Source organism: Streptomyces sp. NPDC051569 (assembly GCF_044454085.1).
In the GTDB taxonomy this organism is placed as follows: Bacteria; Actinomycetota; Actinomycetes; order Streptomycetales; family Streptomycetaceae; genus Streptomyces.
Genome location: NZ_JBITDJ010000009.1, coordinates 125,531 through 142,832, shown reverse-complemented (window position 1 = coordinate 142,832; position 17,302 = coordinate 125,531). Strand labels below are relative to the sequence as shown.

Below are 17,302 nucleotides of genomic sequence, written 5' to 3'. Positions count from 1 at the left end.
TACGGGGCAGACCATGCTGTGCTCCCGGGACATCGACGGTCGTAGGGACCGTCCCCGCGCGTACGGGGGCAGACGTTCGGGAACAGCATCTCGCGCTCGGTGCCCGGAGCCTTAGGTACGAGCTTCACCGCCGCCTTCGCACCGCCGCCTTCGCACCGGCGGTGTTCTCCGCCTCGAACACGGCGCGGAAGCCGCCACCGCCGATGCGGGCGCCGACGGCCCACTCCTTGTTCGGTGCCAGTCTCGTGGTGCGTGCTGTCTCCATCGTCAACTGCGTTCCCGTGAGGGCGGTTTAGTCCCGCTTCCATCCTTCCGGGGACCACTGACAGTGGTGGATGTTGGATCCGTGTCACCCCGCGCGCCACCGAGTCGGGCCACGGGGGTGTCCGCTCCCGGGCCTGGGGCGTGTCCGGCACGGGTCGGTCCTTCCCGGCCCCGCTGCGGAGGCCACCCGCGCGCCGGCTTCGGTACGGTCTGATGCCCCTGGCCGACGTTGACGCGGCCCGGGCGCGGGCGGCTCTTCGGGAGGAGGCCCGCCACCGGGGGAGCTACTGCCAGCCGGCGACGGCAACTCGCGCCAGGACGACGGTGGCGAACTCCTCCCCGGCCCCCGGTCCGAGGGTGCCGGTGGTGGGCCGGTCGTCGCAGAGCACGTGTACCCAGGCCTGCGCTCCATGCACAGAACACCGGTGAGCGTGCTGCCGGCCCTCCGGCGCGTCTGAGCACTGCGGACCGGCCTCGCCGACCCGATTCCCATGCGGGCTGTCGGCCTGCGAGAAGGCGGCCTGGCAGTAACGGCGGTTCACCCAGGGCTACGAGGAGGTCGTGAGCAAGAGCGGTGTCGCTGGTGGCGCCCGGCCCGAGAGGCAGGGTGATCCGCCGGCGGCGGGATCGTGGGCTGCCAGGGCGGTGTGGGTATGGGCGACGTGATCGTAGCGGTCCGAGACCAGTGCGACGGGCGGCAACACGCGGCTGGTGGCGGTCATGCGAGGCGGCTGAAGGCCCAGCGCAGCAGTTCCCGGTCCGCCCGGGGCCTGCCTCTGTGCGAGCGAGCGCGGTAAGGGCGTGGGCGGGTCAGCTGAGCCCGGGCACGGACGTTGCCGTGCACGGCGTGGCTGTCGGCGAACGTGATGTCGTCGGGGTCGGGGTCGGCGTCGGCGTCGGCGTCGGCCCAGACCGGGTGGAACAGCCGGATCACCTCGATGACCACGCCGGGGGTGTGGCGGGCGAAGTGCTGCCAGATGAAAACGCGGGAGGAAAGCATAGGTGCGCGGCGCAGCACGGTGTGGCAGCCCGCGCCACCGACGAAGATGATCGCGAGCTGAGTGGCGGGTTCGTCCCACAGGTAGCGGAAGTATTCGAATACCTCCCCGTTGAGCCACTGGGCCTCGTCGACGAGCAAGGCGCGGGGCGTTTCCAGGACGGTATTCCGGGCGGTCGACTCGCTGGCCAGCGGCCTCTTTGCTGTCTCACGGTGACGGCGCGAGGCCCTGTCTCACGATCCCGTGACTCTCCCTGGTGCTCCGGCCGATGCCCCCGAATCGGCGGCCAACCCGTGCGGGCTACGCGTTCCGTGCGTCGGCGAGCTTGTCCAGTTCGCGCATCGCCTCGGCGTGGGCGCTCATCCGGCTACTCACACTGCCACTCGTGAAGAGCGCCACACCAGCGACCGACACCGGCACGGACAGCCCGAGCACTGCCAGGACTTCAGGCCAGTCGCGCTCGTCCTGACACCAATCACCCCTTTGCAGGCCGTTGTTGGCCGTACCACGTTCGGTCAACAATCGTGACTCGCACTCCGCGGGGTAAGGGTCGCCGGGCTTCTTACCGACCTCGTACGGCGTGAGTAGTAACAGGGCACACCATGTCCACTGGAGCGCCGCCAAAACCAACAGACCGATACCCCAGGCGCGTATCCGCCGGGCCCTGTCGCGGAAGTCGATGTCGTACTCACGTGATCGCATGGCGAGCGAATCTAGCAGCGTGTTGTCGCACGGGGTAGGCGTCCGCCAGGCTCATTCCTGAGTCCGTCTCACGTGACGTTGTCTCTGGCGTGCGCACCGAACGAGGTCAGGTGAGACGGAGGCAAGGTGCCGTGGGACGGGACAGGACCTCTTCGCCGCCGACCGTGCGTCACACACGGTCATTCTCATAAATGTTCATCTGGGAGAGTTCTGCGACCGGCCTGGGAGTGATCACGTTTCCGCAGGTCGCCGTTGGCAGAAGTCATCTCGAAACCCGTACGTTGTGCGGCCCTTCCACCTCCGCCGCCTGATCCGCTCCACCATCCGCACCGCGGACCACGCCACCGGCGACCGGTGGTCGCCACGCGACTGGGACCAGGCCGCCCGGCGCGCCTTCGACGCCCTGGGTGGGCAGTGGACCGCCGCTTGGCACGTGACCGGATGTGCTGGTGGGCTGCCCGCGCCAGGGCCTCCTCCCGGCCCGTGACTTCGGCCTCGGGCCGGACCTCCTGGCGGCCGCCTCCACGGGGCCCGGGTTCACGCACATCGCGCGCGGACCCGAGCCCCGTCTCGGGGAGTGTGCGGTGTCGCAGGGCGGGTGGCGGCCCGGCTACCTGGATGTCCTGACGCCGCCGATGTTGACGTCGTCGCAGACCAGCTCGATGAACTCGCCGACCGCGTAACTGGACCGGCGGGCCGCCTCCTCGTGCGCCGGCTCGGGGTGCTCGTACCAGGCGACGAGCCGCTCGAAGTCTTCCGCGACCCCTCCGGGGAGACCGCTGTTCAGGTCCTCGATGATGTGCGTGCGCTCGTGCGGACTCAATTCCCCGGACCTTTCCAGGTCCAGCGGTCCGGCCGTCCGGCAGAACGTGGCGGCCTTCGCCGAACCCCTGAACTCCTCCGCGTCGGAATCACCGAGGACGAGGAACCCCGTGGTGCCCAGCGCGAGCACCGCCCCGGTCAGCGCGGCGACGGGAAATCCCCTTCTCATGATCAGGTTCCCGCCTTGATCGCGTTGAGGTCGTGCTGGTCGTAGTGGGTCGGCCAGATCTCCACGCGCATGCAGGAGTTGTTGTCCGAGTCGTTCGACCCCTTGCGGTGCCCCAGGTCGCCGGTGTGCCCGAATTCGTGGCAGCCGAGGCTGCGCCACTGCGAGGCGGTCTTACTCTGATACGTGTTGAGCCGGACGCGGATGATGTCGCACGAGGTCCACAGGGCGTTCCAATCGGTGCAGTCCGTGCGGCCGTGCCATCCCGAGTTGCCGTAGTTCCCGTCGTAGACCTCGATGTCGCCGCCGCCCCAGGACGTGGTGATGACGCTGCGTTCGAGTTCGGCCTTGCCCTGGTTCATGGCGTTGGTGCCGTTGGTCGTCAGGCTGAAGCCCTTGACGGCCTGATTCCGGTTATCCGGGTCGGTGCCGCTGTCGTCGTGGTCGGCGTGGGCAACGGTGGGGATCGCCAGGGCGAGGGCCGCTGCCATGGCGAAGGCCATGGTCAGCCGGGAGGAGCGTCGCGGCACGGGAGTTCGCTTTCTGTCGGAGAGGGCCCAGGGGGCGGGGCCGAGGTCGTCGTGCGGCACGAGTGGCGGCATCATCCGCTGGTGGGCATTGCCGAGGCGCCGGGTTCCGAGCCGTCGGTGACCGAGTCGTCGGGGAGAGGCTCTTCGGTCCCGTCCTCGACCGCCGGCGCGTCCTGGGAGGCGCTGGGAGCGACCGGCGGCTCCTCGACGGTCTGCAACTGGTCACTGTTCGCCGGTTGGAGCAGATAACGGATCTTCTGGCCGAACTCGAACGAATCCATCCAGCTGATGCCGGCACTCAGTTCCGAATCGGGATCGGCCGACAGGTCGAGCGACTCGTCGGACATCTTCAGGGCCCGCCCCTGCGTGTTGATCAGCCGATAGCGTCCGCCGGCCTCCTGGCTCCTGATCAGGAAGTAGAAGCCCTTGTCGCCCACCTTGCTCCAGGCCACGTTCTCCACCTGGTAACCCGCGCCTTCCTCGTCCCATCCCCATTCCTCGACGACGAGCGTGGACGGCAGCACGATCTTTCCGTACTTCACATCGACGGAGAGCGTGACGTCGCGTGCCTGGTCGATACCGCCGTCCTCCGCACTGCCGGTGCTCCGGCCCGGCTGGATGCCCGTGACCGTCCCTTCGATGATGTAGGGCGTCGAACCGACCAGCTGTTCCAGGTTCTTGAACACGCGGGTCTCGCGCCCGTGCATGATGCGTACGGCCTGCGCGTCGAGGCGCGGGGCCGCGGATTCCCCTCCTGAGACGACCCACGCTCCCCCGCCGATGACGGCGCCGGCGACCGCTGCGGCGACCGCGGCCTTCCACGTCGATCTGTTTCTGCCCGCTTTCATGGCAACCCCCCACCCCTTACGGCCTTTATGGCGTGCACATGCCATAAAGATCAGGAATGGAAAATAAAGGGGCGTGACGCTCCGCACAACGATCAATGCACAGTGAAGCCATGTCAGCCGACGCCGGGGCACTTCTCCCCGCGCACGACCGGGAGCGTTCCCCGGATCCATTCGCGTCCCCAGTCCAGGGCGTCGCGCGCCCGATCGGACTCGCCTTCCTGGGGGGCGGGGTCGCCGGCGCGGTAGGTCTGAGGCCCTTCCTCGGGGAATCGGGAGACCACCACCAGCATCCGTGCTCCGATCCGGTAGTACGTCCTGGTCTCCGCACCCTCGGCGGTGAAGGCCAGCCGCGCCTCCCCCGTCCCCGGCTTGTACGTGTGCTCGACGTCGAGCACGATCCTGAACCTGTCCTCGCCGCCGAGTGGTTCGACCTTCGCGACGACTCCTTCGGCGATGGCGGTGGAGCACGCCAGCAGGGCCTGCTCGGTGAGTCTGGCCTCCGCGCCGCCGTCATCCGGGCTTCCCACACGGGCGGCGAGATAGGACCCGCCCGTGCCGAGGACCGCGAGGGCGACGGATGCCGCCAGGACCAGCAGCCCTCTGCGCCGCCGCCGTCGAACCGGTTTCTCCGGCGGGCCGGCGGCCACGCGCGCCAGCCCGTCACCGATCCGGTGGAGCTGGTCGCGCACTTCGGCCATGTCCCGTTCCGCGGCGGCGTGTTTCGCCGCGTCCCCGGCCGCCGCGGGTGCGGGCTCGCTCAGCAGTACCGCCATCAGGTACTCGTCCTTCTCCACCTCACGCCACCTCTTCCGCTTCCACTCGAAGGCGCTCGCGCAACGGCTTCGCCGCCGCGAACAGCCGGCTCTTGACCGTGCCGACCGGAATTCCCAGCTCCGCGGCGATCTGCGGCACCGACAGGTCCGCGTAGTAGCGCAGGACGAGTACCTGCCGCTGGGTGTCCGGCAGCCCGTCGAGTGCCTCGGCCACCGCCAGCCCGAGGAGGCGGTTCTCAGGGCCGTCCTGAAAACCGGCGTCCGGAGCGCTCAGCAGGGTGAGCCGTTCACTGACGCGCTCCTGCCGGTGCTTCGTGCGATGCCAGTCCACCGCCAGGTTCGAGGCGACCACCGCGGCCCAGGCGCCCACATCGCGCGGTGGTTCGTCGCCGCGCGCCCGGCGCTCAAGAAGCCGGAGCCGCACCTGCTGCAACCCGTCCTGAAGATCGTCCTGCGGCACCCCGCCGAGGGCCAGCACCGCACGTACCCTGTCGGCCTGCGCCGCGTCCAGCGGATCCACGGCCGCCCTCGCAGATCTCCTGATCCGCACCGGCATTTCCTCTCCGTCGCACGCCGAGTATTTCCACACTGCTCCTATGACGCGGGAGCAGCCCAGAACGTTTGACGCACACGCCGATCGCGCACGAGCGGGTCGAGCCGGTCACGAGCCGCCGGGGCCGGCCAGCCGTCCACGATCACGTACGTGACGTTCATGGCTGTACCGATGGCCAGGTGCGGGGCCGAAAGCACCAGGCGCCGCCAGGACCGAACGGCCACTGGGCGCCTACCGGGCAGCTCTCCTGGCGGGCAGCTCGTCTGGCGGGATCGTCGACACGCCACAATGAGCTGAAACGAACACCGTCCGCGACGCACGGCGTTCATCGCGGACGGGACAGCCTCACTGCTGTCGAGCATGCGGCAAGCACGACACCTCCTTGGTCCAGATCGGAGCGAATGATGAAGGCAGTCCGTTTCAGCCGGTTCGGGGGCCCTGAGGTCCTGAAAATCGTGGACCTCCCCGATCCGCATCCGGGGCCCGGCCAGGTCCGCATCGCGGTGCGCGCGGCCGGTCTCAACCCGAGTGACTGGAAAAAGCGCAAGGGCCTGATGGACGAGGAGCTCCCGCAGACCCTGGGCCACGAGGCGGCGGGCGTCGTCGACGAGCTTGGCGAGGGCGTTACGGACGTGGCTGTCGGCGACCGCGTGTTCGGCGCTTCCGCAGCGGGGGCGGCCCAGGCCGAGCTCGCGGTGCTGGACCACTACGCGCTGATCCCGCCGTCCCTGGACTTCCCCGGAGCCGCCACGCTGCCGGCCGCCGTCGAGACGGCCACCCGAGCGCTCGACCAGCTCGGCGTCGCCGGCGGCAGCACGGTGCTCATCAACGGCGCCTCCGGCAGCGTCGGGAGCGCCGCGGTGCAGCTCGCCGTGGTGCGGGGCGCGCGCGTGATCGGCACCGCCAGTCCGGCGAACCACGCGTACCTGCGCTCGCTGGGCGCCGAGCCCGTCGCCTACGGCGAGGGTCTGGTCGAGCGGGTCCGCGCGCTCGTGCCCGACGGCGTCGACAGGGCGCTCGACGTCGCCGGAAGCGGTGTGTTGCCCGAACTCGTCGAGCTCGCCGGCGGCCCACAGCACGTCGTGACGGTTGCCGACTTCGCCGGCGCGCAGGAGCACGGGGTGGCGTTCAGCCGCGGGGACGCCGGCCGCGCGCTTCACGCACTCGCCGAGATCGGCCACCTGATCGAGGCCGGACGCTTCTCGCTCCCGGTCGCCCAGACCTTCCCGCTCGCCGAGATCGCGCAGGCGCACCGCGTCAGCGAGAACGGCCACGTGCGCGGAAAGCTCGTGCTGCTGGTCGACTGACGCGGGCGCGTGACCATGCGTGACCCGGCTCGCCCTGTGAGCAAGTCATCTCATCCGGCGGGCTTGCGGCGTCGATCCTGGCGCGGCACACCCCCCGGCGCGACTGTTCGAGGTGCGCTGTCGTGCGTACATCCGCTGTTCCGAGCCGCTGTCGGCGACGACCGGCCGAGACGAGTTCGGTGGCGGTATGCGCGGCGTCGGGCGCGTCAGATGTCGGGCCGCTCCTGGGCCTTGATCCACTCCCGGCGGGCGTAGGCGCGGACCGCGTCCCGCTCGGCTTCCGTGCAGCCGTCCTCCAGGGCCGGCGGGATGCCGCCGGTGGTGCTGGTCCCGTGCTGCCGGTCGTGGCGCACGAGCCGCTCGGCGATGTCGGACGCGTCGGTACGCAACTCGGCGTCCACCGGTGCCGGGTCGCGGGTCTCCTGGTAGGGGCGCGGCAGGTAGCTGCCGTGATCGTGGCACAGGGCGAGCACGTCCAGGACGGCCGCGGTGTCCAGCAGGTCGTCCCGGCACTCCAGAGACTGGACACGTACCTGGAAGTCGACGAGCTCCGGGCGGCGGGCGTTGTGTGCGGCCGCGAGGTGCTGACGGTCCAGGACATGCATGTACAGCAGGAACGGGACGAGCCGGCCGATGCGGACCAGGTGCTCTCCGTACGCGGCCTGAGCCGCCCGGCTGGTCGACCAGCCGGGCCACGGCTCGTTCGGGGATGCTCGGTGTGCGCTCATACAGCGGGAAACTATCCGCCCGCCGGAGACGGCGAGGCAGGAACGGGCCACCCCGGCCCCGGCCGGCGCCCCGCTACTGTCTGTCGGGCAGCGCCGGGCCGCCGCGACAGATCGAGATACGGGTTTGGCCGGACGCGTCTCACCCTCGTCCATGAAGGCCACCTCGACGAGGTGGACACGCCCAGCCCCATCGACGACGCCCTCGAACTCGCAGCCGTCAGCAACCGCGGCGCCACTCCCGTTGTCGCCGGCGGCTGGGCGGCCGAGGAGTCCCTCCTCGCCCATCCCGACGACCCCAAGGGTGACGGAGAACGATCAGGCAAGGCCGTCGCGGCCGACCGCATGGCGGCGATCATCGGAGCTGTGCTGTCGCCCCAGGAGAGCGGGACGGCGGTGTGGCGTGGAAGCTCTCAGGCCCGGTCGGCGGCTTTCCGGTGATCGATGACGGAGTCGGGACCGGGACTCATGATTGTCTCGTGTCCGTCCTTGGCTCGTACGCGGTACGGGGGCGTGCCGTCCGGGCCCAGCACCTCGACGATCTCCACTACGTGATCCTGCTGACCGACCGTGCGGCCGTGAACCACAAGGCGGTCTCCCGTACTGGCCTGCATCTCACCCGCTCCTCTCGCTGGGAAAAAGCTGACCGGCGGCCAGCTGCGACGACTTAATCACACAGCGATAGCAGGGATGTGAAAGGTCATCAGGCGGCGATTCTCTTGGTCGGACGTGGATGGCGGGGACGACGGTCACCGCCTGGATGATGGGAGCAGATACGCCCTCTCCCCTGCCACGAGCGGTCTCACCGGAGGCTGAGGAACCACTCCTCCGTCTGCACGAGATGGACGTAAGACCGGGAGAGGGCTCAGCTCACGGCCGCATGTGAGATCCCTTGCCGGCGGCGGCAGCCTGTGCACGGCAGTGGTCCGGCCCCACTGTCACCTCAACGCGCAGGCATACCCATTGCCGTGCGCGCGGCCAGTTCGACGAAGACCTCCTCCTCGTCACGTCCGGCGGCCGGCATCTCGCGGATCTGCGGAACCAGCGTGTCCTCGCCTTCCCCACTACCCACGGCCAGAGGCTCCAGCGAGGCTTGACCGCAGGTCGGCACGGTGAATCGAATGAGCGGCCCGCGATTCCCCTGCCGCCAGGGCACCGGCCCGGAGGACTCGTACGGTACGGACCGCCGTGGTGTGCGATGCGGGGTGCGTCGTATCCGGCGTCCAGCACGACCAGGGTCTCCGGGTCGCCTGCCTGCCACTGGCCGGGGGCGACGAGCCGCTCGACGATCTACGGATCTGCGCCGTGGTCACCGCGGCGACGTCGGCGCCGGGCTCCAGGCGGACCGCGTCCAGCAGCGCTGTCCAGGACGTGCGACCGCCGTCGATCCCGCCCTGGTTGAGCCGGCCGTACAGAGCTCCGTGACCGCGGCGGTGTTCGGGAGCGAGCGCGAGATCGATCAGCGGCCGCCGGGGGCCGGGGTCGAGCGGAGCCCGTACGGGGGCAGCGGTCAGCCGCCGCATCCCGGCATCCAGCGCATCGCGCACCGGGGGCTTCATCGCCGCGCGCTGCGCGCGGGCCCGGTCGGAGTAATGGACGTGACAGCTCACGCGGCTTCTTCTCCGGCCGGGTTGCACCCGGGCAGGTCATCCGTGGGGTGCAGCCGGAGAAGTCCCCGCCGGCGAGCCGGTCCATCCGCGCGTCCATTCCGGAGCTTCACCGGTGCCGGCGGGCCCCGCCGCGGCGGGCCGCCCCTGGAACTCCGCACAAGGCCTTCGCGGCCGCCCGGTGCCCGCCGTACAGACGGTTGACCTGCCGCGTGTTACGGGCATTCAAGGGATCTGCCGGGAGCGGGATCTGCGGAGACGCATGGCCTGCCAGAGTTCGGCGGCGCCGGTACTGCTGTCGGGTCGGGTTTCGTGTCGGCCGGTGCAGCAGGCGTGGTGGGCGATCTTGGCGGTGCCGTAGTCGCGGTGGTGCTGGCCGGGCCAGGCGATGCCGCCGGCCAGGTGGTAGATCTCGTCGTCGGCGAAGTACCGGGCCGGGAAGTCGCCGGGTACCAGTGCGATCCACATTTTGTCGCCTGCCGGTTCGCCGGAGGCGCCGTCGATGCGGGTGGGATCCGGGCCGGCGTTGGCCCGGTAGGTAGTCACGCCGTCGAAGTCGAGGGTGCGGTGGCGGTGGGTGGCCAGGCCGCACTCGGGACAAGGCATGGTGAGTCGGCGGCCCCACGAAGGGACCCCGTCCCCGGCACCGGGGCGCGATGGATTCCAGGGTTCTGCGGGTTGAGGCTGGACATGCGCTCTTCGCTCCTCTCGGCGAAGCGGCTCTTCAGGTGCCATGTGTCGCTCCACTTCGGGAGAGTGAACAGGATTACGTAGGTGCTCGTCACGGCCGTGCAGGATCTCGTGATCCGTCTCATGGAGCATCACTCTGACGCGTTTCATCCCGAGGTTTCATCCCGGATTGCCTGGTTGCGCATGGTTCACGCACCGGCCCCATGCCGGGCGGATTCGGCGGTGACTCCGCGGGTCATGAGGTTGATCACCGCGAGGTGGATCATGGCTTCGAGCTGGTGCGGGTGGGCTTCATGGTCGCGGGCCAGGCGTCGGTGGTTCGTGAGTCCCCCCGGAGTCCGCTCGACGGTCCATCGGCGGGGCGGAGCGGAGAAATCCCGTGGCGGTGGGGTCGTGGCGGACGATGTGCGTGTCGATGCCGAGGGTGGCGGCGTGCTCGACGAGGTGCTGGCGGTAGCCGCCGTCGACCCGGTCTGCGGATGGCGGGATGCTCGGCGGCGACCCGTTCGACGAGGAGCCGCCGACGATCGAATCCTGCACGCCGGCCGCGGTGGCCAGCACCCCGAGGAGGAGTCCGACGGTGCCGATGACGATGCTCCGCCTGCGGCCGACAAATCTTCTTGCCCGCGTCGATGCCCTGGCTGGTCTCGGCGACGTTGCTGGAGGCCTTGACGCTCCGGGCGTGCACGACAGCCGCAGAGGGCTCTGTCTTTCGACCGTGCGCTCGGCGAGTCCCGTCGCGTAGAAAGTCGTGCACCCGAGCAGCCGTGCCGGACCCCTGTCCGTCTCGCCCGCCAGGCGGTGAAGTTCAGCTCGATCAGAGCCCAGCGGGCATCGGACACGTCACGGCGGTACGGACGACGAGCACTCACGCCCCGTACAACGACCGCCGATTCCACCAGTCACAAAAACATCACTCACTACCGGCTGTCCAGATCAGATGCCCTCTTCACCGCGGGAACGTGCGAGGGGCTCCGGCCGAGCCTCGCCTCGTAGAATCGTGCTGTGGCATTCATGAGCACTCCGCACTGCTGCTTCCACTGATCGGGAGGCTGTGAGGGCGATGCCGGACGGCATCGCCCTCCTCGGTATGCCTGCCGCGTGACCCGCGTTCCGGCGCTGCCCGCAGCGAGGGCCGACGCCGATCGGTCCTCCTGGGACGGTCATCTTCTGAGCACGCGTGCAGGCACGGTCCCTTCCCATCACCGTTGCCAGGAGTGCCTTGTGCGTGTTTCGCTTCCCCCTGCCCTCGAATCGTTCCTCGATCTCCTGCGCTGTCCGACGTGCGGCGCTTGCCTCCACCCCGACCGCGGCGCGCTGCGCTGCCCGGCCGGCCACACCTTCGACATCTCCCGGCATGGCTACGTCAGCCTCTTGACGGGCGCCCGGGCCACCAGCGGCGACGACGCGGCCATGACCCGAGCCCGGGACCGGTTTCTGGCCTCCGGCAGGTACGGGCCGATCCGCCGGATCGTGGCTCACCTGGCGGCCGACGCCGTGCCCGGGCAGAGCACCGTGGTGGACGTGGGGTGCGGCACGGGCTACTACCTGGCCGGCGTCCTCGAGCAGTTGCCCGGTGCCCGCGGTCTGGGTCTGGACACCTCGGTGCGCGCTCTGCGCGCGACGGCCCATGCCCATGAGCGGGCAGCCGCCGCGGCCTGGGACGTCTTCCGCCCCCTCCCGCTGGCCGACGGGATGACCGACGTCGTGCTGGACGTGTTCGCCCCGCGCAACCCGTCCGAGTTTCACCGGGTGCTGCGGCCGGGCGGTCGACTGATCGTGGTGCGTCCGACCGGGCGGCACCTGCTCGAGTTGCGCAGCCAGGTGCCCGGAATGGTCACGATCGACCCGGCCAAGGAACACCGCCTGCACACGGTACTGGCCCCTTTCTTCGAGGCCGCGGGTACCGAACTGGTCGAGTACGTCACGTACTTGACGAGAGCGGAGGTCCTCGATCTGGTGGGGATGACACCGAGCGCACACCATCTGAACGGTGCGGGCCTGGGCAATTACGGTCTCGTGCCCGACCAGGTCACCGTCTCCGTGCTGGCCACCGCCTACCGGCCTCGGTGACCACCAGCGGGCGCTCGCAGCAACTGACCGACGAGCAGCGGGCACGGCTGGCGCCCTACTTTCCCTGCGACACAGGGAAAGTAGGGCGCCCGTTCGCCGACCACGGCCGCATCATCGAGGCAATTATCTACCGGTACCGCACCGGGATCCCCTGGCGAGACCCGCCCCACGAGGTGTTCGGACCCTGGCAGAGGGTGTGGAAACGACATCGCCGGTGGGCTGCTGGCGGCACGTGGAACTCAGTTCTGGCACAACTGACCTCCCAGACGGACTCGATCGGCGCAATCGACCGGACGGTCTCAATGGACTCGACGATCACCCGAGTTCGTCAGCACGCCACGGACACGACTCGGCTGGAGTCGGACACCAGCGCCGCCACCGCCGAGGCGAGAGCGAGGATACGGTGATCGACCGTGGACCTGGGACGCACGCAAAAGGCCGATCGCGCGGCGGCCCGGCAACCGAAATCCATCACGCCATGGACGGCAACGGCCGCCCACTGGCCCATCGTGGTCACCCGGGGCAGGTCCACGACGGACAGATCCTGCCGCTCCTGCTGGGCGTTATCCGGGTCCCGCCGATGCGGCCGAGGCAGGCGACGCACCACACCGGACGCCCTGCTCGGAGACAAGGCGTGCTCCAAAAAGATCCGCGCAGACCTCGCGTGCCGCGGCGTCCGCGCTGTCATCCATCGATCATGCGAGACGACTCTGCCATGACGGGCGACGGACCGCTACCGGAACACCTCACACGTTCAACCGGGTATCCCCTGCAAGATCTACGAGCCTTACAGCCCCCTCCGACTGCCTCTCGACAACCCGCCATTTCCCGGTTCTACCGGTTATGGACAAGCCGCGCTTCCCGGGTCGCAAACCCGGGGCCATAGAGGCTCTCTCCAGTTCCCAGGACAAGCTACCGACCATTCCACGCCCCTTACGCCGGGAGGTTCTTCGGCGACCGCTCCAGGTCCAAGATCACCTACCATGGCCTTCGCCCAACAGGCACAGGCTCGGCTCCTCCTGCAGGGCTGATGCATTTTCAGTCGGGTGCATACGCCGCTTCGTCGGCCTTACATCTGATAGGCGGTTTTGTCGGGGTGAAAGCAAGAAAGGCGACGTCAGATGATCAGGGTCGCTGAGGCCCGTGCGACGACCGAGCGACAGCGACGGCGCGCAAGATCACTGTGAGAGGGCACGCGAACTGCTCAGCCGGCAGGCCGGACTGACCGGCTGCTGCGCGGGAGACTGTCGAGCCGGAGACCGCCGCACCGGACGCGCCGACCTATGTCTCCGGCGGTCTTCTCTCTGCCCTCGTCGCCGCTACTGAACTTGAATGTGTGATGTCGGCCTGATCGCGTCAGCTGGTCAGGGTCAGGCCGGTGCCTATGAGGCAGCCGTCGATGAGGTGCGGTCGGTACTGGGTCTGCTTGAGGCTGCGCTTCACGGCGGTGGCGGGCTGGTCGAGGTTCGCGGCGGCGAGGTTACCGATCGTCCGTTTCACCAGGGACCAGATGCCTTCCTGCGGGTTGAGGTCGGGTGCGTAGGACGGAAAGTGGAAGTCGGCCAGCCAGTCCTCGTTCGCGGCGATGAAGTCCTTCATCTGCGGCATGAGATGGGTGCGCAGGTTGTCCCGGACCAGGACGATGGGGCCCTTGAGCTGGTTGTGCGCCCGCACGATGAGGTCGCGGTAGTCCTGCCAGGTGAAGCCCTTGGGTTCCCCCTTGCGGCCCCGGTGGACGCGGAATCCGTAGATCAGCCGGGAGCGGTCTCCGGGGCGGAAGCAGACCATTCCCGCCATCGAAACTCGCCCTGAACCCCTGCCCCGGACGTGCACGACCGGCGTCCGGCCGACCCGGCCCCAGGACCTCGCGCGTGGCGGCCTCAGCGACTGGCTGGCCTCGTCCTCACAGACGATCCAGGCCCCGCGGGCCGCCGCCGCACTATTACCTGCGGCCACACCTCCTTCTTCCACAACTCCACTGCTTCGTCGTCACGCTCGATCGCCCTGCGGGCCGGCTGCTGCCAGGACCAGCCATGCCGCTTCAGCAGCCGCCATGTCCCCTCCACCGTGTAGCCGACGTGGAACAACCGCCCGATCAACATCTTCACCTGCGCCAGCGTCCACCGCTGATCCACCCATCCATGAGCAAGCGGACCACGCTGCAACTCACGCTCCAACCAAGCCATTTGGGCTGAAGACAGCCTCGGGCGACCTGGTGAGCCCTTCGACCGGACACCCTCCTCGCCAGACTCCCGCCACTGACGGCGCCAGCGCTCCACCGACCGTTCACTGACCCGCAGCTCGGCCGCGATCTCCCGGTTCTTCGCGCCGCCCTCGAAACGACCCACTGCCTCCAGCCGGACCCGCTCCCTCACGGCTCTCCAGGCGTCGGTCAAACCGCCACCCTGCGCGTATCTCACACCACACAGCTACCGACCCGACTCAGCCGCTGTCAGGCGAACGACCCGACATCACCCAATCAAGTTCAGTAGCACGTCATCCAGGCAGCCGCTGTCGGAGGTTGATTCAACAGAAGCCGCCCCCTGACCGACCATCACTTGGTATCTGAAAGGGGAACTGGGTAGGGCTGGTGCGGCATCAGCAGATGATCTTGAGCAGGGCGGTGACGTAATCGAGGCGAGACCGGTGGTGGTCAGCTGCGGCGGCGACGTTGGTCCAGCCGGCCTGGCGCATGAGGCCGATCGCGAATTGCGCGCAGGGTGGCCACGGCCGCAGGGGGCACCGCCGGTGCGAATCTTGGAGGCGTCCTCGGCGTAGGTCACAACTCGTCGGTGGTACAGGGCTTCCACGGACCAGTGGCCCTGCACGAGTTCGGCCGGCCGTGCGGGGCCGACCTGATCGGGGGTGAGACCGGTGACGGCATAGACGTCTTCCTCTGAACCTTGCCGGTCTTGGTGTTGACGCGGCGTCGCTTGATTTCGGTCACTTGGACGGCGTGGGGGAAGAATGGTCCGGCTTGGACGGTGCACAGATTCGGCCGTCGTACCTCGCGTCGTCCGTGCCCGATGGTGCGGGTGCGGTCCAGCAGCTGCATCTGTGGCCAGTACAGGCGGCGCAGTTGTCGGTGCAGCTCCTTCTGGTTGCCCTTGATGACCAGGAGTTAGTGCCCGCCGGCGGCGACGATATCCTTCGCGGTCTTGCGCTGGGCATGCATGGTGTCGGCGGTGACGACCACGCCGCGCAGGTCGAAGCGGGCCAGCGGCCGTCGTCACCCAGGGACGGGTTGATCCGGCCCCGCAGGTACGACGGGCAACCCTCCGAGCGGCCTGGCCGGCCTGCTTATCTACCGAGGATTCGCGGGACACGGCGCCTGCCACGGACGGTTGGATGGCGGACACCGACAGTCCTTCTCCGGATGGAGAGAGGCTTCCTTACTGCCTGCCCCTCGGATCCAGAACTCTCGGGGGGGTTTCGTCTGCTCCCCTGCCCTGCGAGCATCTCATAGCGTTCGCAGGCTCATTGGGGGTTGCATGTCATCTGTACAGAACAACGATCAGCGGCTACTCGACCGCATCCTGGACGATCAGCATCGTCGCCTGGCTCCGCATCAGGGACGGGATGACTTCTTTACGTTCTTCGCGGCAGACAAGGCCCTGCAGGACTGGGATCTCGACAACGACGAGATCTTGGACGGCATCGTGGACGGGGCTCACGACTGCGGCATCGACGGCATCTGGTCGTTCGTCGACGGCCGTTATGTCACCGCGGACGCTCATCAGTACATGTCCTCGAGAGCCGGCACTATCGAGCTGGTGATCCTGCAGGCGAAGACGTCCCCGGGCTACCAGGAGACCGTCTTCGAGAAGCTGCACTTCCATCTCCCGACGCTGCTCGACATGAGCCGTGTCGAGGAGGAACTGGTGGACCACACCAATGCCAAGCTGCTGGAGCGAACACGCCGTTTCTTGCGCATCCTGGAAGATCTGGCGTCGTCGTTCCCCCAGGTCCGGGTCAAAGTGATCTACGCCAGCAAGGCTGCTGAAGGCCCTCATCCCAACGTGAAGTCGAAGGGTGATCGACTTCGACGAGAACTCGCAAAGATCACTTCGGACACCGCTGCAACCATCGAGTACCTGAACGCCGCCGATCTGCGCGAGCGGACGGCCCGCGGTGCGAAGGCAGTGGCGCAGCTCATCTTCTCCGAAACCCCGATGAGCACGTCTCTCGGTGAAGGCTACGTGTGCCTGGCACGGTTGGACGAGTACTACCGCTTCATCACGTCTGACAACGAGGCTCTCCGTCTGGAGCTCTTCGAATCGAACGTCCGAGACTACGCCGGGTCCACTGTGGTGAACAGCGCCATCGGCGAGACACTGAAGTCAGGCACACGCGAGGACTTCTGGTGGTTCAACAACGGCGTCACGGTCGTCGCCGACGCCGCACAGATCGCGGGCAAGAAGATCGTCATCAAAGACCCGCAGATCGTGAACGGGCTGCAGACCAGTCACGAGGTCTATAGCTACTTCCAGTCAGGTGGACAGCACCGGGACAGGTCCCTACTCGTCAAGATCGTGGTCGCCCCGGAATCAGGAACGACACGTGACAGGATCATCCGGGCTACGAACAGCCAGACACAGCTTCCCGCCGGCGCGCTGAGGGCAACCGAGTCCATCCAGAAAGACATCGAAGAGAGCCTGACCCACGCTGGGGGCTATCACTACGAACGCCGGGCCAGCTATTACCGCAACCTGGGGTTTCCCCTTGCCCAGGTCGTCAGCATGGCGCGCCTGGCACGCGAGTTCACCGCCTTCGCCCTCCGGGAGCCTCACACGGCGCTCAGGCACTCAGAGGCTCTGCTGCTGGACGACGGACACTACGGCCAGATCTTCTCGCCCAGGTACGACCTTGACATCTACCGTCTCTCCTTGGACGTCCACGCCAAGCTCCGCCGCTTCTTGTCCGAGTACGCAGAAGACCGGCCCCTGCTAGGGGAAACAGTCGAGAACTGGCTCTATCCCCTGGCGTGCGTATCCGCTTATACGCTCACACGACTACGACAGCCAACAGTACGGGATCTCCTCAATATCGACCTGAACCACCTGAGCAATGAGCTGATGGAGCGCATGGCCGGAACCCTCGACCAGAACTTCAAATCCGCCCTACGCCGGAACAAGGCCGGAGGCGTGGACCAAATCGCCCGCAGCGCGGACTTCACCACCAAGCTCCGACAGGCGGTGATCTCCCAGAGCCGCTTCCACATCGAACATTGATGTCGATCTTGCA

19 protein-coding genes and 3 pseudogenes are annotated in these 17,302 nt (G+C 68.2%); 5 read left to right on the top strand and 17 right to left on the bottom strand.

Annotated elements, in window-relative coordinates; genetic code table 11:
* Window positions 1-124 precede the first annotated feature (124 nt).
* The 9 genes from ACIBAE_RS16405 to ACIBAE_RS16365 form a co-directional block, all read right to left on the bottom strand.
* Window positions 125-265 carry a hypothetical protein gene (locus ACIBAE_RS16405; protein ID WP_399285498.1) on the bottom strand — a complete coding sequence of 47 codons (141 nt, stop codon included), beginning with the start codon at window positions 263-265 and terminating at the stop codon, window positions 125-127.
* Between the two features lie 283 nt (window positions 266-548).
* Complete coding sequence (locus ACIBAE_RS16400; protein WP_399285497.1) at window positions 549-680, bottom strand: hypothetical protein; 132 nt, start codon at window positions 678-680, stop codon at window positions 549-551.
* 302 nt (window positions 681-982) lie between these two features.
* On the bottom strand, window positions 983-1,420 hold the full coding sequence (locus ACIBAE_RS16395; RefSeq protein WP_399285548.1) for an ATP-binding protein: 438 nt from the start codon (window positions 1,418-1,420) through the stop codon (window positions 983-985).
* A gap of 142 nt (window positions 1,421-1,562) precedes the next feature.
* On the bottom strand, window positions 1,563-1,964 hold the full coding sequence (locus ACIBAE_RS16390; RefSeq protein ID WP_399285496.1) for a hypothetical protein: 402 nt from the start codon (window positions 1,962-1,964) through the stop codon (window positions 1,563-1,565).
* Between the two features lie 610 nt (window positions 1,965-2,574).
* Window positions 2,575-2,955 carry a hypothetical protein gene (locus ACIBAE_RS16385; protein WP_399285495.1) on the bottom strand — a complete coding sequence of 127 codons (381 nt, stop codon included), beginning with the start codon at window positions 2,953-2,955 and terminating at the stop codon, window positions 2,575-2,577.
* 2 nt (window positions 2,956-2,957) lie between these two features.
* A complete protein-coding gene (locus ACIBAE_RS16380) occupies window positions 2,958-3,542 on the bottom strand; it encodes a hypothetical protein (RefSeq protein WP_399285494.1) in 585 nt (194 codons plus the stop codon).
* An 11-nt stretch (window positions 3,543-3,553) separates the two neighbouring features.
* Window positions 3,554-4,330 (bottom strand): hypothetical protein, encoded by a 777-nt coding sequence (locus ACIBAE_RS16375; protein ID WP_399285493.1) that lies wholly within the window; start codon window positions 4,328-4,330, stop codon window positions 3,554-3,556.
* A 113-nt stretch (window positions 4,331-4,443) separates the two neighbouring features.
* On the bottom strand, window positions 4,444-5,124 hold the full coding sequence (locus tag ACIBAE_RS16370) for a hypothetical protein (RefSeq protein ID WP_399285492.1): 681 nt from the start codon (window positions 5,122-5,124) through the stop codon (window positions 4,444-4,446).
* A gap of 1 nt (window position 5,125) precedes the next feature.
* On the bottom strand, window positions 5,126-5,659 hold the full coding sequence (locus tag ACIBAE_RS16365; protein ID WP_399285491.1) for an RNA polymerase sigma factor: 534 nt from the start codon (window positions 5,657-5,659) through the stop codon (window positions 5,126-5,128).
* Window positions 5,660-6,060: 401 nt separating this feature from the next.
* Between ACIBAE_RS16365 and ACIBAE_RS16360 the strand changes: the two genes are divergently transcribed.
* Window positions 6,061-6,963, top strand: coding sequence for an NADP-dependent oxidoreductase (locus tag ACIBAE_RS16360; RefSeq protein ID WP_399285547.1), 903 nt, complete (start codon window positions 6,061-6,063; stop codon window positions 6,961-6,963).
* A gap of 206 nt (window positions 6,964-7,169) precedes the next feature.
* Here ACIBAE_RS16360 and ACIBAE_RS16355 read toward each other — a convergent pair whose 3' ends face one another.
* A complete protein-coding gene (locus tag ACIBAE_RS16355; protein WP_399285490.1) occupies window positions 7,170-7,691 on the bottom strand; it encodes a hypothetical protein in 522 nt (173 codons plus the stop codon).
* 171 nt (window positions 7,692-7,862) lie between these two features.
* Between ACIBAE_RS16355 and ACIBAE_RS16350 the strand changes: the two genes are divergently transcribed.
* Entirely contained in the window at window positions 7,863-8,129 is a 267-nt protein-coding gene (locus tag ACIBAE_RS16350; RefSeq protein WP_399285489.1) for a hypothetical protein, read from the top strand.
* Here the strand turns inward: ACIBAE_RS16350 and ACIBAE_RS16345 are convergent.
* The 5 genes and pseudogenes from ACIBAE_RS16345 to ACIBAE_RS16325 form a co-directional block, all read right to left on the bottom strand.
* On the bottom strand, window positions 8,102-8,302 hold the full coding sequence (locus ACIBAE_RS16345; RefSeq protein WP_399285488.1) for a DUF1918 domain-containing protein: 201 nt from the start codon (window positions 8,300-8,302) through the stop codon (window positions 8,102-8,104). The two genes, ACIBAE_RS16350 and ACIBAE_RS16345, sit on opposite strands and share 28 nt — an antisense overlap.
* A 329-nt stretch (window positions 8,303-8,631) precedes the next feature.
* The gene (locus ACIBAE_RS16340) at window positions 8,632-8,760 is read right to left on the bottom strand and encodes a hypothetical protein (RefSeq protein ID WP_399285552.1); all 129 of its coding nucleotides are present in this window, start codon (window positions 8,758-8,760) and stop codon (window positions 8,632-8,634) included.
* Between the two features lie 119 nt (window positions 8,761-8,879).
* Window positions 8,880-9,166 (bottom strand): annotated as a pseudogene (locus ACIBAE_RS16335) (transposase); the annotation flags it as partial.
* A gap of 354 nt (window positions 9,167-9,520) precedes the next feature.
* The gene (locus ACIBAE_RS16330) at window positions 9,521-9,901 is read right to left on the bottom strand and encodes a hypothetical protein (protein ID WP_399285487.1); all 381 of its coding nucleotides are present in this window, start codon (window positions 9,899-9,901) and stop codon (window positions 9,521-9,523) included.
* Between the two features lie 272 nt (window positions 9,902-10,173).
* Window positions 10,174-10,857 (bottom strand): annotated as a pseudogene (locus ACIBAE_RS16325) (transposase).
* A 352-nt stretch (window positions 10,858-11,209) separates the two neighbouring features.
* Between ACIBAE_RS16325 and ACIBAE_RS16320 the strand changes: the two are divergent.
* Together ACIBAE_RS16320 and ACIBAE_RS16315 are read left to right on the top strand one after the other, a co-directional pair.
* Entirely contained in the window at window positions 11,210-12,058 is an 849-nt protein-coding gene (locus ACIBAE_RS16320) for a putative RNA methyltransferase (RefSeq protein ID WP_399285486.1), read from the top strand.
* Window positions 12,055-12,747, top strand: a pseudogene (locus ACIBAE_RS16315) (IS5 family transposase); the annotation flags it as partial. The gene ACIBAE_RS16320 and the pseudogene ACIBAE_RS16315, both read left to right, overlap by 4 nt.
* A 667-nt stretch (window positions 12,748-13,414) precedes the next feature.
* Here the strand turns inward: ACIBAE_RS16315 and ACIBAE_RS16310 are convergent.
* Both ACIBAE_RS16310 and ACIBAE_RS16305 read right to left on the bottom strand, forming a co-directional pair.
* Complete coding sequence (locus ACIBAE_RS16310; RefSeq protein WP_399285546.1) at window positions 13,415-13,942, bottom strand: transposase; 528 nt, start codon at window positions 13,940-13,942, stop codon at window positions 13,415-13,417.
* On the bottom strand, window positions 13,939-14,478 hold the full coding sequence (locus ACIBAE_RS16305; RefSeq protein WP_399285485.1) for a winged helix-turn-helix domain-containing protein: 540 nt from the start codon (window positions 14,476-14,478) through the stop codon (window positions 13,939-13,941). Before ACIBAE_RS16305 ends, ACIBAE_RS16310 begins: the two co-directional genes overlap by 4 nt.
* A 1,071-nt stretch (window positions 14,479-15,549) precedes the next feature.
* Here ACIBAE_RS16305 and ACIBAE_RS16300 point away from each other — a divergent pair.
* A complete protein-coding gene (locus ACIBAE_RS16300; RefSeq protein ID WP_399285484.1) occupies window positions 15,550-17,289 on the top strand; it encodes an AIPR family protein in 1,740 nt (579 codons plus the stop codon).
* Window positions 17,290-17,302 lie beyond the last annotated feature (13 nt).